Origin of the sequence: Mesorhizobium erdmanii, from assembly GCF_013170725.1 — a bacterium.
Taxonomy (GTDB): Bacteria; Pseudomonadota; Alphaproteobacteria; order Rhizobiales; family Rhizobiaceae; genus Mesorhizobium; species Mesorhizobium erdmanii.
The window spans coordinates 5,104,071-5,127,673 of sequence record NZ_CP033361.1 but is presented as its reverse complement, the minus strand read 5'-3'; the positions used below and the strand labels follow the sequence as shown (position 1 = coordinate 5,127,673).

Here is a 23,603-nt window from a genome sequence, read left to right as displayed (position 1 = left end):
CTCACTCAACCTCCGATGTCATGCTGCGCGTCGCCGCGACGAACCAGTCGGGCTGGCGGCCGCGTATCTCTGCCGCCGCGCGCTTGGCGACATTGCCGGTCTCGAATAGGCCGAAACAGGTCGCGCCCGATCCGGACATGCGTGAGAATCCCGATCCGGCCTTATCGAGCCATGACAGCGCCCTGCCTATGGCGGGCTGCAGCGCCAGCGCCACCGGTTCGAGATCGTTGCGGGTCGCCTCCAGCCAGTTGCGCAGGCTGTGAAAATCGATGCTGCGCGGCAGCGGCGGCAGGGGTTCGTAGTCGCGGCGGGAAAGTGCCGCGAAGACATCCGCCGTGGAGACCGGCGTGCCTGGATTGACCAGCACCAGCCCCAGCGCCGAAAAGTCCGGCACCATCGACAGTTCGTCACCAATGCCGCGCGCCACCAGCGGCTTTGCCGCCAGGCACATCGGCACATCGGCGCCAAGCGACAGCCCGATCCGTGCCAGTCCGGCGTCGTCAATGTCCAAGGCCCATGTCTGCGCCAGGCCGCGCAATACGGCCGCCGCATCGCTCGACCCGCCGCCGACACCGGACGCGACCGGCAAGTTCTTTTCGAGCTTTATGGAGACGGGCGGTGTCCGCTCGGAGCCGGCCTCGCGCCGCAAGGCATCGCGCGCCTTGAGCACCAGATTGCTGGCGTCGACCGGAATCGCCGGTGCATAGCGGCCGGACACGATGAAATCGTCGCTGTTCGCAGGCGCGATCTCGACTCGGTCGCCAAAACGCGTGAACACCGCCAGGCTTTCGATCAGGTGATAACCGTCAGGGCGCCGGCCGGTGACATGCAGCGCCAGATTGATCTTGGCATGCGCATGCCAAATACGCGAACCGATGTCGGTGTCCGCCGCAACTGATGTAAGCGAAATGATGCTCAGTCCTTGGCCAGCCGGTATTCGCCGGTCTTTGGATCCTTGACCAGCGTTCCCATCGCGCCGTTGGCCGCCTGCTTTTCGGTGCGCCGCACCTTTGCCGTCACCCGCTCGGCTTCGCGCACGAAGGTCCGGTAGCCGAAATAGGCGGCGACGCCGACGGCGGTGAAGAAAATGATCTGCGGCATACCAAAACTCCTCCCACGCTGGGCCGGCGAAGGCGGCCGGTCGGGTCGGTTAATGCATGTCGCCCAAAACTGTGTCCGGTTTTGGGAAAACGGCATGCATAGGACTAGAAACTCTTATGGTAGACGGTTCTGCTAAGTTTTCAAAGCCCGAAGCGAGCCCACAATGCGCGCTCTTCCGCCGCATCGATAACGCCGCTGGCGGCAGCTGCGGCAATATCGGGCGCTGAAAAGCCCTTGTTCGAACCGAACAGACCGAAGCGACTGAGGAAACCGCGCGGCGCCGAGACCAATCTCAGCTGGGTCTTGGACCCGAACCGGGTCTTCAGCACGGTGCGCATGTCGCCGAGCGCATCGACGAGGCCGAGTTCCAAACCCCTCTTGCCGGTCCAGAACAAACCGGTGAACAGGTCCGGATCGTCCTTCAGCTTCGTGCCGCGACGTTCCTTGACCAGATCGATGAAGGTATCGTGCACCTCGAGCTGCAGCGCCTTCAGCCGCTCGATATCCTCCTTCTTCTCGGGCTTGAACGGATCGAGCACCGCCTTGTTCTGGCCGGCGGTGTGGACACGGCGCTCGACGCCGATCTTCTTCATCAGCTCCGGAAAGCCGAACGATGCCGAGACTACGCCGATGGAGCCGACGATCGAGGACGGATCGGCAAAAATTTCATCGCCGGCAACCGCGATCATGTAGCCGCCCGAGGCCGCGACGTCCTCGACGAAGACCAGAACTTGTCTGTTCTTTTCAACCGCCAGGTCGCGGATGCGCTTGAAGATCAGCCGCGACTGCACCGGCGACCCGCCGGGCGAATTGATCGAGATGGCGACTGCCGGCGCATCGAAGGAAAACGCCTTTTCGATGAGGCCGGCCGTGGAGGCCAGCGACAGATTCTGCCGGAACTGGCCGCCGGCCATGATCGTACCTTGGAGCCGGATGACCGGAATGGTGACGACAGTGGAGCGCCAGGATTTCGGCAGCAGTCGGTTGAAAAGGCGTTTCACGAGGGCGCGGTCTCCGGTCGATGGGTTGCTGGCATGTAGGGATTTCCCGGCCAACGGCAATGCGGCGGCCAGGAATAGCTCAATCTCCAAACAGCGAGGCGAGGCCGTTGGTGATCATTTCGCTGCGCTCGTCAGGCCCGTTGCCCGATTGCGCGTGAAGCATCAGCGGCGGGCGGATGGCGAGCTTTCCGCGCGCGCCTAGCGCTGCCCGCACAATGATGCGGATCGCCGCGGCGTCGGGGCGAGGGTGCACGGCGAGCATTTCGGCATCGCCGAAACGGCCTGACATCGCTTCGAGAATGGCGCCGAGCTGTTCGGGGCGCGCGATGACGGCAAGCCCGCCGCGCGGCCTGACCACCGCCGCCGCACTGCGGATCCAGCGCTCGAACAGCCCGTTTTCCATGACATGCGCCTCTTTTCGCAGCCGGTCAGGCGTGGCGCGGTCCCGGGCGGCGTTGAAGGGCGGATTCATGATGACGTAGTCGAAGTCATTGTCGGCCAGACCGGCAGCTCCTCTGGCCCGGCCCGAAACCGCGACATCGGCGACAAGCACCGATGCACGATCGCTGAGATGGGCATTGCCGGGATGGGCAAGGGTGGCCGCGGCAAAGGCCGCCATTTCCGGCGCGCGTTCGACGAGCACGGCCTTGGCGGCCGGGCAGCGCGACAGCACCGCCAGGCCGGCAGCTCCCGCTCCGGCGCCGAAATCGGCGAGGCGTCCGTCAAACGAGGATGGCACCGATGCCGCCAGCATCATCGCGTCCATCCCGGCACGATGTCCGCCATGCTTGGGCTGTACCAGCCAGAATCGGCCTCGATGGAAGGCGTCGACCGTGTGGGCCGGCGTGTCCGGGGCAAGGGCGGCGGCTTCAGCCATTACTTCTGGCGGATTTCGTTTTCGATGCCGGCATCTTTCAGGATACGCCGCGCCGCATCGGCCTGGTCGGCGTCGATCATGACGCGCTTTTGCAAAAGACCGATCGACCCTTCGAGAATGCTCATATTCTGATCGGCGACAAAGCAGGCGATGCCGGCGTCGCGCATCAGCGACTCGACAAAGGAGATGATCACGGCATCGTTGGTGCGGACAAGCTCTATCATCGTATGAAACTCGCAGTTTGCGCCATTGATGTAAACGGGCGGGGAGTTCCGTGGCAGGGCCTGTTCCCACCGCGATCGTTAACAGGCTGTCACCACGCCGCGCCAATTCGCCACTTGCCGTGGCCGTGTCCGCCGCCATAGAGTTCATATTGGGACTAAGGGTGCCGTCGCACGCGTTATACCAAGACGGGAGTGATTTCGTGGGTGTCGTTCTCAACATCGAAAACGGGAAGCGGGAACCCGCCTCCATCAAGGATCTCATCGATCTGACGGCGGCCGATATGGGGCGCGTCAACGAATTGATTCTGTCCAAGGCCGGCTCCGATGTCGAGATGATCCCGGAAGTCGCCAATCATCTGATATCGTCCGGCGGCAAACGGCTGCGGCCAATGCTGACGCTCGCCGCCGCGCAGATGTTCGGCTATGCCGGCGAAGGGCACGTCAAGCTCGCCACCTCGGTCGAATTCATGCATACGGCGACGCTGCTCCATGACGACGTCGTCGACGAGAGCGGCATGCGCCGCGGCAAGAAGACCGCCCGCATGATCTGGGGCAACCAGGCGAGTGTGCTGGTCGGCGACTTCCTGCTTGGCCAGGCCTTCCGCATGATGGTCGATGTCGGCTCGCTGGAAGCGCTCGACATCCTGTCGAGCGCTGCCTCGATCATCGCCGAGGGCGAGGTCATGCAGCTTGCCGCCGCCAAGAACCTCGAAACCACCGAGGACGAGCATTTCGCGGTCATCAAGGCCAAGACCGCGGCGCTGTTTTCGGCTGCCGCCGAAGTTGGACCGGTCATCGCCCAGGCGACCCGCAACGATCGCGCCGCCCTGCGCTCCTACGGCATGAATCTCGGTCTTGCCTTCCAGCTCATCGACGATGCGCTGGACTATGGCGGCACCAGCAAGGATCTGGGCAAGAATGTCGGCGACGATTTCCGCGAGGGCAAGGTGACATTGCCGGTCATCCTCGCCTACCGGCGCGGCACCAAGGCCGAGCGCACCTTCTGGAAGCGCGCCATCGAAGACAATGTCGTCGACGACGCGGGCCTCGAAAAAGCGATCGGCTTGATGACCCGCCACGGCGCCATTGCCGACACGATCGGGCGCGCCCGCCATTTCGGCGAAATCGCCCGCGATGCGCTGGCGCCGCTGGAGGAAACGCCGCAGAAATCGGCTTTGATCGACGTCATCGATTTCTGCATCAGCCGGGTGAACTGAACGGCTGTCTTTCGCGGAACTCTCTCCGGTTCGTTCTGGAGGGAGGAAATCTGTGAATATGGGCACGTCGTCTCGACAAGCTGCCTTGCCGCAAATTATCTATAAAACATGGCAAAGGGCACGGACGACACCATCGCGGTGCGCATCAGCAAGGCGCTGGCGGACCGCATCATCTCGGGCGCGATCGAGCCTGGGGCGCGGCTGCGGCAGGATCATGTCGCCGAGGAGTTCCACACCAGCCACGTGCCGGTGCGTGAGGCCTTCCGCCGTTTGGAGGCGCAAGGCCTGGCCGTCAGCGAGCCGCGCCGCGGCGTGCGCGTCGCGGCTTTCGATCTCGGTGAGGTCAAGGAAGTCGCCGAAATGCGGGCCGCCCTTGAAGTGCTGGCGCTTCGCCATGCCGCGCCGCATCTGACATCAGCCATTCTCGATCGCGCCGAGGAAGCGACCAAGGCCGGCGACAAGTCCCGCGACGTCAGGTCCTGGGAAGAAGCCAACCGCGCCTTTCATCGCTTGATCCTGGCGCCTTGCGGCATGCCGCGCCTGCTCGCCACCATTGATGACCTGCATGCGGCCAGCGCCCGCTTCCTGTTCGCGGCGTGGCGCTCGGAATGGGAGGCGCGCACCGATCAGGACCATCGTGCGATCCTGACCGCCTTGCGGCAGGGAAACACCGAATCGGCCGCCGCGACGCTGGGGCGTCATGTCCAGTGGATCGGCCGCAAGCCGGTCAAGACCGCGTCCGGCGGGGTGCGCGAAGCTTTTGCCATCGTCGGGTAGAAGGTCGCAGATCGGCGAGCTTTCGCAATTTCGTTGGCGCATCTCCGCATTTCGCTCGGCTTAGGGACGGCGTTTCCGATGCGAGGCCTTGCCATCGCGCGATAAATATGGATTCGATAATAGATCGAACCTAGAAATTATCTATAATTTCAAACCAACCAGGGAAACCGCCGTGACCGATATCACCCTTTCGTCTCCCAAGCCTGCCTTCAGCCCGCTGCGCCTGCAGGACCGCTCTTACGCATGGCAGGGCGTTGCCGTCGTTCTCGGCACGATGCTCCTGGCGCTCTCGTCTCACATCGAAGTGCCGATGGTGCCTGTGCCGGTGACCATGCAGACCTTCGCCGTGACGCTGATCGGTGCGCTCTATGGCTGGCGGCTTGGCGCGCTCACAATCGTCGCCTGGTTGGCCGAAGGCTGGGTGGGCCTCCCGGTGCTGGCCAGTGGGGCCTCCTGGTTCTACACCGGCGGCTATCTCCTGTCGTTTCCCATTGTCGGCGCTCTGGTCGGCTGGCTTGCCGAAGGTGGCTGGAACGGCAACCGGGTTGGCCTTGCGTTCCTCGCCATGCTGCTCGGCAACCTGCTTTGCCTGGTGATCGGCACGGCTTGGCTCGCTGCCATCATCGGCGCCAAGGAGGCGATCGTTTCCGGCTTTTTGCCGTTCATCGTCGGCGGCGTGCTCAAGTCGGCGCTCGGTGCGGCGACGCTGAAGCTGATTTCCGGCAACAAGGCGGGTTCGGCCAATAAAGCGTCATAATCGGCATGACCGTCAGGCTGCGCTCTCACCATCTGCTTTGCCTGCTGACTTATGTCGGCAAGGGCTACAGCGCAGCCTTCGTCGCGAATTATGACGTGATCGCGAAACGTCTTGGCCGGGGCGAGGATATCCTGATCGTCCTCGGCCCCGACGATATCTGCCAGCCGCTGCTAAGCGAGGTGGATCCGCACTGCCGTCGCGACAGTGCGGCCGCCCGCGACGAGCTTGCGGCCCGCGATGTCGGCAAATTGCTGGGCCGGCCGATCCGGGCCGGCGCCCGCTTGAGCCTCGACGCGGCAATGCTCGCCGGCCTGCGCGCGGCCTTTTCGGCCGGCGTGACGCGCGAAGCTTGCCAGGGTTGCGAGTGGGCAAGCCTGTGCACCACCGTGGCGGCAGGCGGGTATCGCGATGTCAGGGTCCCAACTCTGTAGTTCCCAGACACGATCTGCTATTGTGCCGAACCGATAGTGTTGTGCGTCGCCATAGTTTGTTAATCGGGTGACCCGATTGTGAATTTCAGGCGGATTGAAGCGCGACCCCAAAAAGGCCATGCTTTGCCCGGAAAGATCGAGTCTACGTCGATCCCGCTGACGCGGAGATCACGCGTGGCTGAAAGGGATACGATGCAGCAAGGACGTGCGCGCTGGCTGACAAGGCTGGCAATTGTGACGGGCATGGCGATCTCGGCTTTGCCGGCCTATGCCAAGCAATCCACCGAACCAGTCAAGATCTCGTCGTTCTCGGGTGCCTATCTGGCCGCCCGTATCGCCGAAGGCGACAACGACCTCGACAGCGCCATCGCCTACTACAAGCAAGCCCTGGCCTTCGATCCGAGTGACACTGGCTTGCAGCAGAGCCTGATGTTGTCGCTGATCGCACAAGGCCGCTTCGACGAATCCCTCGTCTATGCCGACAAGCTCAAGCAAGTGCCCGATGTCGAGCGCTTCTCGCGTCTGGCCCTGGCGGTCGATTCCTTCCACAAGAAGGATTTCACCAAGGCGCAGTACTGGCTCAAGCTGTCGATGGAATCCGACCTCGACCGGCTCATCTCCGGCGTCATGTCCGGCTGGGCGCAACAAGGCGCCGGTGAGGCCGCCGATGCAATGGCTTCCATCGACAAGTTGCAGGGGCCGGACTGGTTCGGCCTGTTCAAGTCCTTCCACCGCGCTCTGATCGCCGATGCCTCCGGCATGCCCGAAAAGGCCGAGGCGATCTACGCCGCGACGATGCAGGATACCACCGCAGGCGGTGCCGCGCCTGAAACCTGGATGCGCAATGCGCAGGCCTATGCCTCGTTCCTGGCGCGCAAGGGTGAAAAGGACAAGGCCGTCTCGGTGCTTGACCAGGCCGAGGCATTTTCGCCGGGCAAGCTGGAAATCGTCGCCTTGCGCGACCGGATCGCCAAGGGCGACAAGATTGCGCCCTTCGTCTCCGGCCCGTCCGACGGCGCTTCCGAAATTCTGCTCGATCTCGCCACCGCGCTCAACCGTGGCGGCGGCGAGCCGTTCGTTCGCCTTTATCTGCAATATGCCTTGGCCCTGCGGCCTGACAGCGACGCGGCTCTCGTGCAGCTTGCTGCCGTCGCCGAGCAGTTGAAGGACGGCGAGGGCGCCATCGCGCTCTATCGGCGCATCCCCGATTCTTCGCCGCTGAAGGAGCTTTCGGACCTGCAGCTTGGCCTCAACCTTGCCGATCTCGACCGCCATGACGAGGCGATCACCCATCTGAAGGCCTTCGTCGAGGCCCATCCCAACGACATGCGCGCCTATCTGGCGCTCGGCGGGGTCTATTCCTCGAAGGACGATTTCCGCTCGGCCGCTACCCTCTACGACAAGGCCGTCGAGGTGCTGAAGACGCCGACCGCCTCCAACTGGAACATATTCTACCAGCGCGGCATCGCCTACGAGCGCCTGAAGGAATGGCCGAAGGCCGAGCCGAATTTCCGCAGGGCGTTGGAACTGCAACCCGATCAGCCGCAGGTGCTGAACTATCTCGGCTATTCCTGGGTCGACATGAACACCAACCTGAAGGAAGGCCTGGCGATGATCCAGAAGGCCGTAGATCTCAGGCCGAGCGACGGTTACATCGTCGATTCGCTGGGTTGGGCCTATTTCCGCCTCGGCAGGTTCGACGACGCGGTGCGTGAGATGGAGCGCGCCGTATCGCTGAAGCCGGAAGATCCGGTTCTCAACGATCATCTCGGCGACGCCTACTGGCGCGTCGGCCGCAAGCTGGAAGCCACCTTCCAATGGAACCAGGCTCGCGACCTGAAGCCCGATCCCGATGTGCTCGCCACTTTGCAGCAGAAGCTGATGAAGGGTCTGCCGCCGATCGAGTCCAACACGGCGCAGGAAACCCCGAAGGTCAAGCCCGAGCCGGTGCCCGCTCCGAAGGGGTGAGCAAGCTCATCGTAATGATGCGAACGGGGCTCTCGGAGCCCCGTTTCCGTTTTGAACCGCCGTCCAACGCCCGCCGATGCGCCGAAAACTGGGTTAGAACAGCTTTCGATAGACGACAAATCCGGAGCGCTCGCCGATCTTGTCATAGAGCTTCATGGCCGTCTCATTGGTCTCGTGCGTCAGCCAATACACCCGGCCTGAGCCTGCGGCCTGAGCGCGCTCGTAGACGCCCTCGATCAGCGCCCGGCCTATGCCCTTTCCACGCGAAGCCTGCGTGGTGAAAAGGTCCTGCAAGTAACAGTTCGGCGCGATCGCCGTGGTGCTGCGATGGAAGAGATAATGCACGAGGCCGAGGAGTTGTCCCTCGCTTTCGGCTACCAGCGCATGCACCGGCTCATAGGCATCGAAGAAGCGCGACCATGTCATGGTGGTGATCTCGCTTGGCAGTGCCGTGTCGCCTGAGCGACCATAAAATGCGTTGTAGCCGTCCCATAGTGGCAACCATCGGTCGAAATCCTGGCGTGTGACGGAACGGACGATGATGGAACTGGACACGGCTGAACCTGTGCGTCGGGTTGTAGAGAGATCGAAATGACCGCAACCTCTCGAGGCGGGCAATGGGCCAGTCTTCGGCGAACCTTCAACATCGCGCAGCACAGCCATGATTGCTCCGCATCCGACGCGCCTTGCTTGACGCTTCGACGCCGTGTCTCTAGGACGGGCCGGCAAGCTAGCCTTTGCTGTCGAGGCCACCGTGACGATTGAAATCCCCGCCCACATGCACCCCAGCCGCTCGTTCCAGGGGCTGATCCTGACCTTGCACAATTACTGGGCGGCCTATGGTTGCGTCATCCTGCAGCCCTACGACATGGAGGTCGGCGCCGGCACGTTTCATCCGGCAACGACGCTGCGCGCGCTCGGGCCAAGGCGCTGGAACGCCGCCTATGTCCAGCCTTCGCGCCGTCCCAAGGATGGGCGCTATGGCGAAAACCCGAACCGGCTGCAGCATTACTACCAGTACCAGGTGATCCTGAAGCCGAACCCGCCGAACCTGCAGGAGCTTTATCTCGGCTCGCTGGCGGCGATCGGCGTGGACCCGTTGCTACATGACATCCGCTTTGTCGAGGACGACTGGGAAAGCCCGACGCTCGGCGCCTGGGGGCTGGGCTGGGAGTGCTGGTGCGACGGCATGGAGGTCTCGCAGTTCACCTATTTCCAGCAGGTCTGCGGCATCGAATGCGCGCCGGTGGCCGGCGAACTGACCTATGGGCTGGAGCGGTTGGCCATGTATGTGCAGGGCGTCGACAATGTCTACGACCTCAACTTCAACGGCCGTGAGGGCGCTGACAAGGTGACCTATGGCGACGTTTTCCTGCAGGCCGAACAGGAATATTCGCGCCACAACTTCGAATACGCCAACACGGCGATGCTGCTCAGGCATTTCGAGGACGCCGAGGCCGAGTGCAAGGCACTGCTCGAGGCCGGTGCGCCGGCATCGAACGACAATCTGCCGATGCACAAGATGGTCTTCCCGGCCTACGACCAGTGCATCAAGGCCAGCCATGTCTTCAACCTGCTCGACGCGCGCGGCGTGATCTCGGTCACCGAGCGGCAGAGCTACATCCTGCGGGTGCGCAATCTGGCGAAAGCCTGCGGCGAGGCGTTTTTGAAGACGCAGGCGGGTGGATTGGCGGCCTGAGCAATTCCAGGAAAAGTGCGAAGCGGTTTTCCCACGGGCTTGCGTCCAAACAAAGCTCTGCCTCAGGTCCCCTTCGTCATTTCGAGGGAAGCGCTGATCGGCGACAGGATCTGGCCACTCGGGCCAGCCATCGTCCGCAGCGCCTGCCGCACGCCCGGCATCGAGAAGGCGCCGTGCACCTGCGCGGTGAAGCAGGCGCTGAGCGCGACGATCTGCAGAAGTCTGGATGCCGTTTTCATGATCGTTCAGCCAATAGTTTCCTGCCTGAGCGTGTGTGGCTTCAGTGCTGCGTTCGGTTCATGGAAATCTTTGATCCAAGGACGGGCCGGATCATCGCTGCCCGACAGGGCGGCCACAATTTCTGGAAATCAGCCGAAGTCGGCGATCGTCGCGCGGAAAGGGTGACAGCGGCCAGCCGAGTTGCTATGCCCCGCGCGGACCACTCTCCCGCATGAGCTGACCCTATGCCCGACCTGCTTCTAGAACTACGTTCCGAGGAAATCCCCGCGCGCATGCAGCGCAAGGCGGCGGGCGACCTGAAGAAGATGCTGACCGACGGTCTGGTCGAGTCGGGTCTGACCTATGAGGCAGCGCGCGAGTATTGGACGCCGCGGCGTCTGACGCTTGATATCCGTGGCCTCACCGCCCGTTCGAAGGATATTCACGAGGACATCAAGGGGCCGTCGACATCGGCGCCTGAACAGGCGGTCCAGGGGTTCCTGCGCAAGGCCGGGCTGTCCTCGGTCGCCGAGGCGCATATCCATTCCGACCCGAAAAAGGGCGATTTCTATGTCGCCCACATTTCGAAGCCGGGCAGGGCGGCCGAGGAGATCATCGCCGAGCTGGTGCCTGGCATCATCCGCAATTTCCCCTGGCCGAAATCCATGCGCTGGGGGCCGGCCTCGGCCAAGCCGGGGTCGCTGCGCTGGGTGCGGCCGCTGCAATCGATCCTGTGCACTTTCGGGCCGGAGACCGAGGAGCCGGTCGTGGTCGATTTCGAGATCGACGGCATCCGCTCCGGCAACGTTACCTATGGCCACCGTTTCCTGGCGCCCGGCGAAATCATCGTCCGCCGCTTCGACGACTACGTCTCGAAGCTGGAGGCGGCGAAGGTCGTGCTCGACGCCGACCGGCGCAAGGAGATCATCCTTGCCGACGCCCGCAACCTTGCCTTCGCCAACGGGCTCGACCTGGTCGAGGATGAAGGCTTGCTGGAGGAAGTCTCCGGGCTGGTCGAATGGCCCGTCGTGCTGATGGGCGAGTTCGAGCAGGCGTTCCTTGGCATTCCGGCCAAAGTGATCCGGCTGACCATCCGCGCCAACCAGAAGTGCTTTGTCACGCGCCCGCAAGGCGAAGGCGAGGCGTTGTCCAACCGCTTCATCCTCACCGCCAACATCGAGCCCAGGGATGGCGGCAAGGAGATCGCCCACGGCAACGGCAAAGTGGTGCGCGCCCGTCTCTCCGACGCGCTCTATTTCTGGACGACCGACCAGGGCGATTTGCCTGATCTTGCTGAACTCGAGACATCGGCGAAAAAATTCGAACTCGATCTGAAGAAGCCGCTCGACCAGCGCATGGCCCGGCTCGATCATCTCAATGTGACGTTCCACGCCAAGCTCGGCACGCAAGGCGAGCGGGTGGAGCGGATCAAAGAACTAGCCGAAGAACTGGCGCCGACCGTCGGAGCAGATCGGATGCTGGCTGCTCGCGCTGCCGTCCTCGCCAAAGCCGATCTGACCACCGAAGTGGTCGGAGAGTTTCCCGAATTGCAGGGCGCCATGGGCCGCAAATACGCGCTGCTCCAGGGCGAGCACCGGTCCGTGGCCGCTGCCGTCGAGGAACACTACAAGCCGCAAGGCCCCTCCGATTACGTACCGAGCGATCCGGTGTCGGTTGCGGTGGCGCTCGCCGACAAGCTCGACACACTGGTCGGCTTCTGGGCGATCGATGAAAAGCCGACGGGGTCGAAGGATCCCTACGCGCTGCGAAGGGCGGCGCTTGGCGTGGTGAGGATCATTCTGGAGAACAAGCTGAAGCTCTCGTTGGCCATTGCCATTGCTGCTTCAGTCTCTTCCGCCCTTGCCGTGTATGAACAGAAAGGCGAAGGGGCAGAAAGCCGTGGCGTGGTCGCGACGCTCGATGCCCGGATTCGCGAATACAAGGGGACCAGCCGACTGTTGTCGGAAGCGGGCCTGATTTCGAACTTGTTGAAAGGCGGGTTGGCGAAGGCAAGTGCAGAGACTTTTGGCTCGGCCGATCAGGAGCGAGAGTTCTTCGACGGCCAGCGCCTGATGGAGCTGACGGCCTCGTTGTCGCCGTTCATCGCCGACCTTCTCTCGTTCTTCCACGACCGCCTCAAGGTCTATCTGCGTGATCAGGGCGCGCGGCATGATCTCATCGACTCGGTTATCACGCCGCAGTCGGATGACCTTTTGCAGATCGTGCGCCGCGTCGAAGCACTGGGCTCCTTCCTCGACACCGAGGACGGCAAGAACCTGCTCGCCGGCACCAAGCGCGCGGCCAACATCCTGGCCGCCGAGGAAAAGAAGAAAACGGCGATCGCCGACACCGTTGAGCCGGCTTTGTTCAGGGAAAATGCTGAGAAATCGCTGTTTGCGGCGGTGAATCAGGCCGAGAAGCAAGCCGGCGAAGCGATTCAAAACGAAGACTTTTCCGCCGCCATGCTGGCGCTTAGCGCGTTGCGCGAACCCGTTGATTCATTCTTCGAAGGTGTTCTAGTGAATGATGAGGACCTGGCGGTGCGTGCCAACCGTCTGGCGCTTCTCACGCGCATCCGCGCAGCCACCGGTCAGGTCGCGGATTTCTCGAAAATCGCTGGTTGAGAAGCCACCAAAAATATCTTCGAGCCGACCGTTCGAGCCGGCTTACAGTCATATGACGATGATCTCTCCGTGGCAAAAGGGACATGTTCCCCAACCCAACGGAGGCTTCCATGAATTCCGATCACGAAATCGAAGTGACTGAAGAAACCTCAGGCCAGGCCGAGGCGCTTGAATCCGCTTCCGAAACCACCCTCAATCATGCCGCTGCCACGGCTGTCGAGGCCGCCGATCATTCTGACGCCGAGGACGGTGACGAGGAAGAAGGCGACGACGAAGACGGCGAAGAATCCGATGAAGACGACGCCGACATGAAGGCCGAAGGCGATGACGCCGAGGACGAAGAAGAATCCGAAGACGGCGAGTCCGAAGAAGACGACGACAAGGACGAAGCGGCCTGAGAGTTCAACCTGACTCTGTCGAAAGAGAGGGCGGCGCATCAGCGTCGTCCTCTCTTTTTTTGGGCCCAGATTGCCCGGATCAGTTCTCCAGGATGCTGACGCGCACGCTGTTTTCGTAGACGTCGACCTGGATCAGCGGCTCGCCATTGACGATGGCGCGCTTGGTCGAGGAACTCATCGCGCCGGGGCGCTCCAGCATGCGCTGCAGGTCGGCGCGCTGGTCGTTGGTCCTGAACCAACCATCACCCTGATCGTCGCTGTCGCGGCGATGGAATTTGTGCCAGTTGGCGCGGTCCTGCCGCACCATCTGCGCGGCGCTGTCCAGCGCATAGCCGTCGCTTGCCTGATGGTCGCGATGGGAAATGCGCGCGACATAGGATCCCAGCATGGCATCGGCTTGCGCCGAACTGGCGCCAAGCAGCGACGCCAGCAGAAGCCCGGCCACCGTAACGGTCTTGGATAGTCTCATGATCAACCCCCCTTTTTGACGGCGAAGTCCGTCTGCCAGCCGCCCCTTTGCCTGAATCGCTTGACCAAATTCAGGCGGCGGCCTCGACTGGCCAGATATGACGGGACGAGCTCGCGCGGCAATGGTGCGCAGGGCGCCGTCAAGCTGTCAACGATCTGCCAGCCCAACAATCGTTGGCCGCTACTTGACCTTGCCGACCCCGGGAGCGGGGGGCGATGCGGCTGCCGGTGCGGCCCGCTTCTTTTGCGTGGCCGGTGCTGGAGCCGCCGATGCCGTCGTCTGGGCCGGCGCAGGAGCAGCGGCGGTGGTCGCGGCCGGGGCCTTGGCTTGTGTCGGTGGCGTGAAATCGCCGCCGACGACACCACCGCGAATGATCATCGGGCCTCGCATGAAGCCGTGCCGTGCCTCGGGCGCGCTGGGGATCGCCGCCACCTTCTCATCGGTGACATCGGGCTCATAGGTGACATCGGGCTCGCCGAGCGCAACGACGGACACCACATCGCTTGCCCTGGTCTCGGCTGCCTTCAGTGCAAGAATCGAGGGCGTCTTGGCCGGCGCGTCGGGAAAGACCAGTGAGGAGGCCTGAACTCCACCGCTCAACGCCGCCAGGGTGACGATACCCAGCAAGATACGCACAGACACGATGACCTGCTCCCCTTTGCCCAGAAGCTGCTCATATAGCAGCCCGGAATTGATGCCGGCTTTCGCGGGAATGTAGCATTTTAGGAATTGATAAATCGCCAAGGCCCTCTCCGGCCAACAGCCGGCTTGCCCAACAGCCGACATCGTACTACGCAGCCAGCATCTGCGAGGTGACGAGAGTGGCTGAGATACTTGCCGTCGGCGAAGCGTTGGAGCGGGCGCTGGCTTTGCTTCAGGGCGGCGATGTCGTCGCCATCCCGACCGAGACCGTCTACGGGCTTGCCGGTGACGCCACCAACGGTATCGGCGTGGCGCGTATCTTCGAGGCCAAGGGGCGGCCGCGCTTCAACCCATTGATCGCCCATGTGGCCGATATGGCGATGGCCGAGCGCATCGCTGTGTTCGATCCGCTGTCGCGGAAACTGGCGCAGGCGTTCTGGCCGGGCCCGCTGACGCTGGTGCTGCCGCAACGGCCTGGCAACGGTATCCATCCGCTGGTCACGGCTGGGCTCGACACGATCGCCTTGCGCATGCCGAGGGGCTTTGGCGGCGATCTCATCGCAAAACTCGGCAGGCCGCTTGCCGCGCCCAGCGCCAATTCGTCCGGCAAGATCAGCGCGACGACGGCGCAGGCGGTGATGGCGGACCTTGGCGACAGCATCAGGCTGGTGGTCGACGGTGGCGCGACGCCGGTCGGGCTCGAATCGACCATCGTCAAGGCCGAAGGAGAGAGGTTGCGACTGCTGCGCCCGGGTGGTGTTGCCGCCGAAGACATCGAAGCGGTCGTCGGCGCGGAACTGTTGCGCGGCCATAAAGCCGGCATCGAGGCGCCGGGCATGCTCGCCTCGCATTACGCGCCGGGCGCGGCTGTTCGGCTCAATGCCGGAAATGTTGAAGAGGGTGAGGCGTTGCTTGCTTTCGGCGATCGACGGGCCGAAGGCTGGCGTCGTGCTGTCGCCTCCCTAAATCTGTCCGTATCCGGCGATCTGCGCGAAGCGGCGAGCAATCTCTTCGCCTACATGCAGGAACTCGATCGCAGCGGCGCACGCACCATCGCCGTCGAGACGATTCCCTTCGACGGGCTCGGCGAAGCCATCAACGACCGGCTCTCGCGGGCCGCAGCCCCTCGTGACAACATACAGCCCACACCATAGTTTCCCCACATGACCGAAATTTCAGCGAAACTCGACCCCGCTCTCATCGACCGCTTCGCGGCGATCGTCAGCGACAAATACGCGCTACGCGACGAGCAGGACATCGCGCCTTACCTCAACGAGCGGCGCGGGCTCTGGCATGGTGCGACATCGCTAGTGCTGCGGCCGGGCAGCGTCGACGAGGTCTCCCAGATCATGCGGCTGGCGACCGAGACGGGAACGCCGATCGTGCCGCAAAGCGGCAACACCGGCCTGGTCGGCGCCCAGGTGCCGGACAGATCCGGACGCGAGATCATCCTGTCGCTGTCGCGGCTGAACCGCATCCGCGAGATCGATGTCCTGTCCAACACGGTCACAGTGGAGGCCGGCGTCATCCTGCAGACGCTGCAGGAAGCGGCCGACGCCGCCGACCGCCTGTTTCCGCTGTCGCTCGCCGCGCAAGGCTCCTGCCAGATCGGCGGCAACCTTTCCTCGAATGCCGGCGGCACCGGCGTGCTGGCCTATGGCAATGCGCGCGAACTCTGCCTCGGCGTCGAAGTGGTGCTGCCGACGGGCGAGGTCTTCGACGATCTGCACAAGCTGAAGAAGGACAACACCGGCTACGATTTGAAGGACCTGTTCGTCGGCGCCGAAGGCACGCTCGGCATCATCACCGCCGCCGTGCTGAAACTGTTCCCGAAGCCGAAGGGGCGCGAGGTCGCATTCGTTGGCCTGTCGTCGCCCGAGGCGGCATTGTCGCTGTTCAGCCTTGCCATCGACCGCGCCGGCGCTTCGCTCACCGCCTTCGAACTGATCGGCAAGAGACCGTACGATTTCACGCTCAAGCATGGTCAAGGTGTCGTGCGGCCGCTGGCCGACGACTGGCCCTGGTATGTCCTGATGCAGGTTTCCTCCGGCCGCTCGGAAGATGACGGCCGGGCGCTGATCGAGGAGGTGCTGACGGACGGTCTCGAGCAAGGCATCGTTGGCGACGCTGTGATCGCGGCAAGCCTTGCCCAAGGCGACGCCTTCTGGAATTTCCGCGAGACGCTGCCCGAATGCCAGAAGCCGGAGGGCGCTTCGATCAAGCACGACATTTCGGTGCCGATCGCATCGATCCCGCGTTTCATCGAAGAGGCGGCCGGCGTGGTGGCGTCGGTCAGTGCCGGCGCCCGCGTGGTCTGCTTCGGCCACATGGGCGACGGCAATCTCCACTACAACATTTCGCGGCCCGTCGATGGCGACGACGAGGCGTTTCTCACCCTCTACCATCCCATGAACAAGGCCGTGCACGACGTCGTGCGGTCCTTCCACGGTTCGATCTCGGCCGAGCACGGCATCGGCCAGTTGAAGCGCGACGAATTGATCGCCACCGCCCCGCCGATGGCCATAGAACTGATGCGCCGGGTGAAGACCGCTTTCGATCCGGCCGGCATCATGAATCCCGGTAAGGTTATCTGATCCTTTCAACATCTTGTGGTCGGTGGCATTCCGATAACCATCCCTGAGATCAGCAAAATTTAACCGACTTTCTTAAGCGCGGCGGTAAGGAGCCCGCGCTACTGTTTCCCCATAACGAGGCCGGGAAAACTGGCCCGGAGAGAACCGGACACCGGCTCTCAGGAGACAGACAGGAAGGCACTCTATGAACACCGGACTGAAGCCAGTCTGGGCGGGACGCAACATGCGCCTCGACCCATTCCGACTGCCCCAGATGGTCAGCTACGCCACGCGCGACGACTATGGCGACGTGACCTTCACCATCGACCATCGTGGCGCCGTGATCCGCCGCCTGCTCGAGATGAGCGGCGTGCCGGCGATCATCGCTCTGCCCGCCAATGCGTTCCGCGGCGTCGCCGCCCGCGCGATGGAGGATCCGGACGGCAATGTCACGGTGACCCTCGAACTCCTGCACAACGATCCGATGCTGTCGGTGCCGCTTCTGGTGGCCGACGATCTCGACGATGTGGCGGCCGACTGGCGCGCCTGGGCCGATGCCTACCGTCTGCCGATGCTGTTGATCGAATCGGATGGCGTCGCCCGTACCCTGGAAGAATCGCTCGGCGCCGCCATCAAGACGCTGCCGCCACAGGATCGCCGCAAGGGCCGCGTTTCGAACACGCGCCGTCCGCGCTTCCTCGCCCGCCGCAGGGCCGGCAACCTCGGTCTCAGGCTGGTCATCGGCGGCGAAGAGATCATTTCGAGAGACTAGGCCGTGCGCGTCATTTCTCCCCGTCACTATACGGGGAGAAATGTCCGGTGTCCGAACCGGATAGATAGGTAACAGAATGGACTGATTAGATGGGTGACAGTTTTCTTGTCCGCCGGGAGGACCGGCGATGGTTTGGCGAGAGACTGGCATCATGGATGAGCGGCTCCGGTTTGTTGTGGACTGCCTTTCTGGCGAGGAGACGATGACGCAGCTGTGTGCGGCCTACGGCATCTCGCGCAAGAGCGGCTACAAATGGCTAGGGCGTTATCGGGAGTTTGGTCCGGAAGGTTTGCACGATCGGCCGCGAGCGCCGCTCAATCACGGCCGGGCGACGGCCGAGGATTTGGTGGGGCGGATCGTGGCTATGAAGGAGATCCACCCGCTGTGGGGGCCCAAGAAGATCATGGCCAGGCTCAAGCGAGCGGAGCCCTGCTGCGGCTGGCCTGCGGTCTCGACGGCCGGTGAGATTCTGAGGCGGCATGGACTTGTGGGGCGTAGGCGCAAACGCTGGAAGGCGGCAGGCAATGGGCCATGGCCGGAAGCTTCGGAGCCGAACGCGGTGTGGACCGGGGACCACAAGGGTTGGTTCCGGACCCGCGACGGATGGCGTTGCGAACCGCTGACGGTGATGGATGTGTCGAGCCGCTACCTATTGGGGCTCGAGGCAACAAGCTCGACGGCGGATGAAGAAGCCTGGCCTGTGTTTGAGCGGTTGTTTGAGGAGAACGGCCTGCCGGATCGGTTCAGAAGCGACAATGGCTCGCCATTTGCGTCGGCCGGCGTCGCCGGGCTGACGCCGCTTGCGGCGCGCTTCATCAAGCTCGGCATCGCCCTTGAGCGCATCCAACCGGGCAAGCCGCAGCAGAACGGGCGCCATGAGCGTTTCCATTTGACCATGCTGCCGATGGCCAAGGCACCGGAGGCCGACAGGGCGGCTCAAGCCCAGGCCTTCGAGGCCTTCCGGCGCAGCTACAATGAAGAGCGCCCGCACGAGGCGCTTGGCATGGGCACCCCATCACAGCATTATTGTCCCTCAACCCGTCCCATGCCCAGGAAGCCCCCCGAGCCGGATTATCCGGCCGAGGCGGCGGTGCGCAGCGTGCGCCAGAACGGCGCCGTCAAATGGCAGGGCGCCGAAATCTACGTCTCGGCCACGCTGGCAGGCGAGCCGATTGCCATCGAAGAGACTGAGAACGGCGAATGGGCGATGCGCTTCTATGCCCATCCGCTCGGCTTCATCGACCACAAGCACATGAAACTGGTTCGCCGAAGCGCCACACCAACCAAACCGCCTGGCGCGGCGGCGAACCCATCATAAGGGGGAGAACTGTTACCCATGTATCCGGTTCAAACTGGTACCCATCTATCGGCTGGACACCGGCAGGACAATGAGGGGCGGCGCTGGCCTCTAACTACTAAGCACCTCAAAAAAGCGAATCCGCGTGGCATCAGTGTAGTGGATTTCAGCCCGCCTCCAAGGTCGGCGCTGCCCCTCATCCGGCTGCCGCCACCTTCTCCCCGTATAGGGACGGGGAGAAGGGAGCCTACACCAGCGGCTTCAGCGCCACCCACAATGCGCCGCCGATCAGGCCGAGGAAGATCAGCCAGCCGACCTGGTTGTTCGACCGGAACAATCGCAGGCATTGGTCCGGATCATTGATGTCCAGGACCGCGATCTGCCGGGCCATATGGGCGCCGGCGGCGATCAATCCTGCCAGCGCCACCACCGGCGCCTGAGCCGAGGCAAAGGCGATGGCAAAGCAGATCAGCGTGCCGCCGTAAAGCCCGACCAGCCACGACTTGGTGTTGTCGCCGAACAATCGTGCCGTCGAGCGCACGCCGACAATGGCATCGTCTTCCTTGTCCTGATGCGCGTAGATCGTGTCGTAGCCGATCACCCACAGGATCGAGCCGATATAGAGCATGATGGCGGGGCCATCGAGATCGCCGAACTCGACCGCCCATCCCATCAGCGCGCCCCAGGAAAAAGCAAGGCCGAGAAACAGTTGCGGCCAGTTGGTTATCCGCTTCATGAATGGGTATATGGCGACGATCGCCAGCGAACAGACGCCGAGCAGGATGGCGAAGCTGTTGAACTGCAGGAGCACGGCAAGGCCGACCAGCGCCTGCAGGATGAGAAACAGCCAGGCGCGCCGGCGCGTCGCCTGGCCCGACGGCAGCGGGCGCGACCGGGTCCGTTCGACCTGGTTGTCGATGTCCTCGTCGACGATGTCGTTGTAGGTGCAGCCGGCGCCGCGCATGGCGATCGCGCCGACCAGGAACAGCACGAGATACCATGGCGCCGGCAGCAGCGACAGCAGCGGGTCGCCGGGGCGGGGATAGGCGCTGGCGGCGAGCGCCGCCGACCACCAGCACGGCCACAGAAGCAATTGCCAGCCGATCGGCCTGTCCCACCGCGCCAGCTGCGCGTAGGGCCAGATCGCACGCGGCAGGACGCGGTAGACCCAATGGCCGTTCGGCGCATCGGCGACACGGCCCTGGGCGGCTTTCGACTGGATCGGTTCCATTGCCATGGAGTGGCAGCAGCGGTCGAAACCGTCAAGCGGCAAGCGGATGAGGAACTGCCGCCAACCCGTCAGGCGGTGAAGATGTCGCGCGTGGAAAACCAGGACTTTGCGGTCTCGACGAAGGCAAGCGCCGCGTTCGTCACCCGTTGATGCGTGTCGTAGGTGAGGATGATGCGCTGCATCGGCAGCGGATCCGACAGCGGCTTGCAGATCAACGGCAGCCCGTCATAGCTGCGGTCGCCGCTTGGCCTTGTGTAGCTGACGGCGACGCCAAAGCCGTTCGCCACCATGCTGCGCTGGAGTTCGAACGAACTTGTCGCCCTGTCGGCGACCGGCGAGAGGCCGCGGCCGCGAAACAGGTCGAGCATATGCTGCCAGCTCTGCGGCTGGTCCGTCGTGATCAGCGGATAAGCGGCGAGGTCCGCCATGCTGACCTCGGGGCGATCGGCGAGCGCATGGCCTGCCGGCAGCAGCGCGTGCGGCTTAAGCTCGTGCAGCAGGACGCGGGCGAAATGCGAGGGCAGGCCGAGATCGTAACTGAGGCCGAGGTCGATGGCGGCGTCCGCCAGACGCCGACCAAGCGTCTCGAACGTTTCGTCGCGAACGATAACGTCGACTTCTGGATGGCGTTCGGAGAAGGCGCGGATGAGACCCGGCGCGAAATAGGGCGCCAGATCCTCGAAACATCCAAGCACCAGCTCGCCGCCGACAGCTGAATTGCCCGAAGCGAGGTTCATGAGTTCATCCGTCTCGGCAAGAACCTGCTTTGCCTTGGCCACCACGACACGGCCGAAGGACGTGAGCGACACGCCGCTGCCGCGCTGGCGCACGAACAGTTTTTGGCCGAAATCCTTTTCGATCGTGTCAATCGCCACCGAAATCGAGGGCTGCGAAATGTTCAGCGTCCTGGCCGCGCCGGTGACGCTGCCGTGGCGGGCGACGGCAACCAGATAACGCAACTGGGTAAGGGTGAGGCTCATAGTCCAGGTCTATGTGTCAGATGAGAAGTTATTATTTTACTGAATGAATGCGGGTTGCGATAGTCGCCTCGATCCTGAAGGAGGACATCATGGCTTTCCAAGTCGCCGCCCGTACAATCGACACCGATATCATCGACGCGGACACAATCGCCGACTACCAGCGTGACGGCGCGGTCTGCATCCGCGGCGCCTTCAAGGGCTGGGTCGATGTGATTGCCGCCGGCATCGAGCGCAACATGCAAAATCGCAGCGCCACCGCGTCCGATATCGCCAACGGCCGCGGCAGCTTCTTCGACGACTACTGCAACTGGGAGCGCATTCCCGAATTCGTCAGCGTCGTGCGCGAATCGCCGGCCGCGCAGCTGGCGGCAGCGGTGATGCAGTCGCGCACCGCTCAGTTCTTCCACGATCACGTCCTGGTCAAGGAACCCGGCACGCAGAAGCCAACGCCCTGGCATCAGGACATTCCCTACTACTTCGTCGACGGCCGGCAGACGGTGAGCTTCTGGATTCCCATCGATCCGGTGAAGGAGGCGACGCTGCGCCTGATCGCCGGCTCGCACAAATGGGACAAGATGATCCTGCCGGTGCGCTGGCTCGACGACAGCAATTTTTATGCCGGCGAGGGCGATTATCTGCCGGTGCCGGATCCCGACAAAGACCCGTCGATGAAGGTGCTTGAATGGGAGATGGAGCCGGGCGACGCCATCCTGTTCGACTTCCGCACCGCGCATGGCGCGCGCGGCAATTTGACCGCGGCACGGCGCCGTGCGTTGTCGCTGCGCTGGGTGGGCGACGATGCCCATTATGTCGAGCGGCCGGGCCGCACCTCGCCGCCCTATCATGGCCATGGCATGCAGCCGGGTCAGAAATTGCGCGAGGACTGGTTCCCGGTCGTTTTTCCGAGCTGAAGCGGGCCCGAATATGAGCGCCGGAATTCGGCGCCCATATTCGGCAGGGGATAACGTTCCCGTGCGCAAAACCGATCAAAACACCCTGATGCCTTGACCCGTCGCCCGGAGCGCAATAGCGGGTTCTCTCCAAGGTTTGCATCAAGAGGTGGCCATGAACGTTCTTCTTCTAGGCTCCGGCGGCCGCGAGCATGCGCTTGCCTGGAAGATCGCCGCCTCGCCGCTATTGACGAAGCTCTACGCGGCCCCCGGCAATCCGGGCATCGGCGGCGAGGCCGAACTGGTGAAGCTCGATATCGCCGATCATGCTTCCGTCACGGCCTTCTGCCGTGAGAAAAAAATCGACCTCGTCGTGGTCGGTCCGGAAGGGCCGCTGGTCGCCGGCATCGCGGACGATCTGCGCGCCGAAAACATCCGCGTCTTCGGACCTTCCAAGGCCGCCGCGCGGCTGGAGGGTTCGAAGGGCTTCACCAAGGACCTCTGCGCCCGGTACGATATCCCGACCGCCGCCTATGGCCGTTTCGGCGATCTGGCCTCCGCCAAGGCCTATGTCGAAAAGACTGGCGCGCCGATCGTCATCAAGGCCGACGGACTCGCGGCCGGTAAGGGCGTCACCGTTGCCATGACGCTGGACGAGGCACGGGCGGCGATCGATGCCTGCTTTGAGGGTTCCTTCGGCGCTGCAGGCGCGGAGGTGGTGATCGAGGAATTCATGACCGGCGAGGAAGCGAGCTTCTTCTGCCTCTGCGATGGCACCACGGCGCTTCCCTTCGGCACTGCGCAGGACCACAAGCGCGTCGGCGACGGCGACACCGGCCCAAACACTGGCGGCATGGGCGCCTATTCACCGGCCCCTGTGATGACGCCGGACATGGCCGAGCGCACCATGCGCGAGATCATCGAGCCGACCATGCGCGGCATGGCTGCATCAGGCGCGCCCTTCGCTGGCATTCTCTTCGCCGGATTGATGATCACCGACAAGGGGCCGAAGCTGATCGAATACAACACCCGTTTCGGCGATCCGGAATGCCAAGTGCTGATGATGCGGCTCAAGGACGATCTTCTGGTCCTGCTCAACGCCGCCGTGGACGGTCAGCTGGCGCACACTTCCATACGCTGGCGCGACGAGGCGGCTCTCACCGTGGTGATGGCGGCGAGGGGTTATCCCGGTACGCCGGAAAAAGGTTCGGTCATTCGCGGCGTCGAAGGCGCGGCGGGCGAAGGCGTCCAGATATTCCATGCCGGTACCGCCATCAACGGCGGTGCGTTGGTTGCCAATGGTGGCCGCGTCCTCAATGTCACGGCGACCGGAGCCACCGTCGGCGAGGCGCAGGCGCGAGCCTATGCCGCGCTCGACCGGATTGATTGGCCGGATGGCTTCTGCCGACGCGACATCGGCTGGCAGGCCGTGGCGCGCGAGCGGGCGAGGTAGCAA

25 protein-coding genes are annotated in these 23,603 nt (G+C 63.4%); 14 read left to right on the top strand and 11 right to left on the bottom strand.

The window, feature by feature from the left end:
* Position 1: 1 nt before the first annotated feature.
* The 5 genes from EB233_RS25010 to EB233_RS24990 form a co-directional block, all read right to left on the bottom strand.
* Positions 2-910: a 4-(cytidine 5'-diphospho)-2-C-methyl-D-erythritol kinase gene (locus tag EB233_RS25010; protein WP_064989489.1), complete on the bottom strand. Its 909-nt coding sequence runs from the start codon at positions 908-910 to the stop codon at positions 2-4.
* A gap of 5 nt (positions 911-915) precedes the next feature.
* Positions 916-1,101, bottom strand: a complete 186-nt coding sequence (locus EB233_RS25005) for a membrane protein (RefSeq protein WP_027055734.1) — start codon at positions 1,099-1,101, stop codon at positions 916-918.
* 140 nt (positions 1,102-1,241) lie between these two features.
* On the bottom strand, positions 1,242-2,102 hold the full coding sequence (locus EB233_RS25000; protein ID WP_064989516.1) for a S49 family peptidase: 861 nt from the start codon (positions 2,100-2,102) through the stop codon (positions 1,242-1,244).
* Positions 2,103-2,181: 79 nt separating this feature from the next.
* Positions 2,182-2,979: a tRNA1(Val) (adenine(37)-N6)-methyltransferase gene (locus EB233_RS24995; protein WP_064989490.1), complete on the bottom strand. Its 798-nt coding sequence runs from the start codon at positions 2,977-2,979 to the stop codon at positions 2,182-2,184.
* Positions 2,979-3,203, bottom strand: a complete 225-nt coding sequence (locus EB233_RS24990; RefSeq protein ID WP_027055731.1) for a putative signal transducing protein — start codon at positions 3,201-3,203, stop codon at positions 2,979-2,981. The genes EB233_RS24995 and EB233_RS24990 overlap by 1 nt, the downstream gene beginning before the upstream one ends.
* A gap of 200 nt (positions 3,204-3,403) precedes the next feature.
* Here EB233_RS24990 and EB233_RS24985 point away from each other — a divergent pair, with 200 nt between their 5' ends.
* The 5 genes from EB233_RS24985 to EB233_RS24965 all read left to right on the top strand — a co-directional run bounded on the left by EB233_RS24985 (position 3,404) and on the right by EB233_RS24965 (position 8,353).
* Positions 3,404-4,420, top strand: coding sequence for a polyprenyl synthetase family protein (locus EB233_RS24985; RefSeq protein ID WP_019856937.1), 1,017 nt, complete (start codon positions 3,404-3,406; stop codon positions 4,418-4,420).
* A 108-nt stretch (positions 4,421-4,528) separates the two neighbouring features.
* On the top strand, positions 4,529-5,197 hold the full coding sequence (locus EB233_RS24980; protein WP_064989491.1) for a GntR family transcriptional regulator: 669 nt from the start codon (positions 4,529-4,531) through the stop codon (positions 5,195-5,197).
* A 172-nt stretch (positions 5,198-5,369) separates the two neighbouring features.
* The gene (locus tag EB233_RS24975; protein ID WP_064989492.1) at positions 5,370-5,954 is read left to right on the top strand and encodes a biotin transporter BioY; all 585 of its coding nucleotides are present in this window, start codon (positions 5,370-5,372) and stop codon (positions 5,952-5,954) included.
* 5 nt (positions 5,955-5,959) lie between these two features.
* Positions 5,960-6,385, top strand: a complete 426-nt coding sequence (locus EB233_RS24970; RefSeq protein ID WP_064989493.1) for a DUF1284 domain-containing protein — start codon at positions 5,960-5,962, stop codon at positions 6,383-6,385.
* A gap of 192 nt (positions 6,386-6,577) precedes the next feature.
* A complete protein-coding gene (locus EB233_RS24965) occupies positions 6,578-8,353 on the top strand; it encodes a tetratricopeptide repeat protein (protein WP_064989494.1) in 1,776 nt (591 codons plus the stop codon).
* A 93-nt stretch (positions 8,354-8,446) separates the two neighbouring features.
* Here the strand turns inward: EB233_RS24965 and EB233_RS24960 are convergent, their stop codons facing one another.
* On the bottom strand, positions 8,447-8,908 hold the full coding sequence (locus EB233_RS24960) for a GNAT family N-acetyltransferase (protein WP_064989495.1): 462 nt from the start codon (positions 8,906-8,908) through the stop codon (positions 8,447-8,449).
* Between the two features lie 199 nt (positions 8,909-9,107).
* On the opposite strand from EB233_RS24960, the gene EB233_RS24955 reads away from it, so the two are divergent.
* Positions 9,108-10,052: a glycine--tRNA ligase subunit alpha gene (locus EB233_RS24955; protein ID WP_064989496.1), complete on the top strand. Its 945-nt coding sequence runs from the start codon at positions 9,108-9,110 to the stop codon at positions 10,050-10,052.
* A 62-nt stretch (positions 10,053-10,114) separates the two neighbouring features.
* On the opposite strand, the gene EB233_RS24950 is transcribed toward EB233_RS24955, so the two are convergent.
* The gene (locus tag EB233_RS24950) at positions 10,115-10,291 is read right to left on the bottom strand and encodes a hypothetical protein (protein ID WP_167335252.1); all 177 of its coding nucleotides are present in this window, start codon (positions 10,289-10,291) and stop codon (positions 10,115-10,117) included.
* A gap of 225 nt (positions 10,292-10,516) precedes the next feature.
* On the opposite strand from EB233_RS24950, the gene glyS reads away from it, so the two are divergent.
* The gene (gene glyS, locus EB233_RS24945; RefSeq protein WP_064989497.1) at positions 10,517-12,895 is read left to right on the top strand and encodes a glycine--tRNA ligase subunit beta; all 2,379 of its coding nucleotides are present in this window, start codon (positions 10,517-10,519) and stop codon (positions 12,893-12,895) included.
* Between the two features lie 110 nt (positions 12,896-13,005).
* A complete protein-coding gene (locus EB233_RS24940) occupies positions 13,006-13,293 on the top strand; it encodes an ATPase (protein ID WP_064989498.1) in 288 nt (95 codons plus the stop codon).
* Between the two features lie 79 nt (positions 13,294-13,372).
* Here EB233_RS24940 and EB233_RS24935 read toward each other — a convergent pair whose 3' ends face one another.
* Both EB233_RS24935 and EB233_RS24930 read right to left on the bottom strand, forming a co-directional pair.
* Positions 13,373-13,762 carry a hypothetical protein gene (locus tag EB233_RS24935; protein WP_027055721.1) on the bottom strand — a complete coding sequence of 130 codons (390 nt, stop codon included), beginning with the start codon at positions 13,760-13,762 and terminating at the stop codon, positions 13,373-13,375.
* A 180-nt stretch (positions 13,763-13,942) separates the two neighbouring features.
* The gene (locus tag EB233_RS24930; protein WP_064989517.1) at positions 13,943-14,404 is read right to left on the bottom strand and encodes a hypothetical protein; all 462 of its coding nucleotides are present in this window, start codon (positions 14,402-14,404) and stop codon (positions 13,943-13,945) included.
* A 179-nt stretch (positions 14,405-14,583) separates the two neighbouring features.
* Here EB233_RS24930 and EB233_RS24925 point away from each other — a divergent pair, with 179 nt between their 5' ends.
* The 4 genes from EB233_RS24925 (at position 14,584) to EB233_RS24910 (ending at position 19,067) form a co-directional block, all read left to right on the top strand.
* Entirely contained in the window at positions 14,584-15,558 is a 975-nt protein-coding gene (locus tag EB233_RS24925; protein WP_064989499.1) for an L-threonylcarbamoyladenylate synthase, read from the top strand.
* Between the two features lie 9 nt (positions 15,559-15,567).
* The gene (locus EB233_RS24920; protein ID WP_064989500.1) at positions 15,568-16,998 is read left to right on the top strand and encodes an FAD-binding oxidoreductase; all 1,431 of its coding nucleotides are present in this window, start codon (positions 15,568-15,570) and stop codon (positions 16,996-16,998) included.
* Between the two features lie 184 nt (positions 16,999-17,182).
* Positions 17,183-17,749: a DUF6101 family protein gene (locus tag EB233_RS24915; RefSeq protein WP_064989501.1), complete on the top strand. Its 567-nt coding sequence runs from the start codon at positions 17,183-17,185 to the stop codon at positions 17,747-17,749.
* Between the two features lie 127 nt (positions 17,750-17,876).
* Positions 17,877-19,067 carry an integrase core domain-containing protein gene (locus EB233_RS24910; protein ID WP_064990865.1) on the top strand — a complete coding sequence of 397 codons (1,191 nt, stop codon included), beginning with the start codon at positions 17,877-17,879 and terminating at the stop codon, positions 19,065-19,067.
* A gap of 226 nt (positions 19,068-19,293) precedes the next feature.
* Here EB233_RS24910 and ubiA read toward each other — a convergent pair whose 3' ends face one another.
* Complete coding sequence (gene ubiA / locus EB233_RS24905) at positions 19,294-20,277, bottom strand: 4-hydroxybenzoate octaprenyltransferase (RefSeq protein WP_064989996.1); 984 nt, start codon at positions 20,275-20,277, stop codon at positions 19,294-19,296.
* A 68-nt stretch (positions 20,278-20,345) separates the two neighbouring features.
* Positions 20,346-21,257, bottom strand: coding sequence for a LysR family transcriptional regulator (locus EB233_RS24900; protein ID WP_064989995.1), 912 nt, complete (start codon positions 21,255-21,257; stop codon positions 20,346-20,348).
* Between the two features lie 89 nt (positions 21,258-21,346).
* Here EB233_RS24900 and EB233_RS24895 point away from each other — a divergent pair, with 89 nt between their 5' ends.
* The gene (locus EB233_RS24895) at positions 21,347-22,168 is read left to right on the top strand and encodes a phytanoyl-CoA dioxygenase family protein (RefSeq protein ID WP_064990004.1); all 822 of its coding nucleotides are present in this window, start codon (positions 21,347-21,349) and stop codon (positions 22,166-22,168) included.
* A 154-nt stretch (positions 22,169-22,322) separates the two neighbouring features.
* Positions 22,323-23,600 (top strand): phosphoribosylamine--glycine ligase, encoded by a 1,278-nt coding sequence (purD, locus tag EB233_RS24890; RefSeq protein WP_064989994.1) that lies wholly within the window; start codon positions 22,323-22,325, stop codon positions 23,598-23,600.
* The last annotated feature ends 3 nt before the right edge of the window (positions 23,601-23,603 follow it).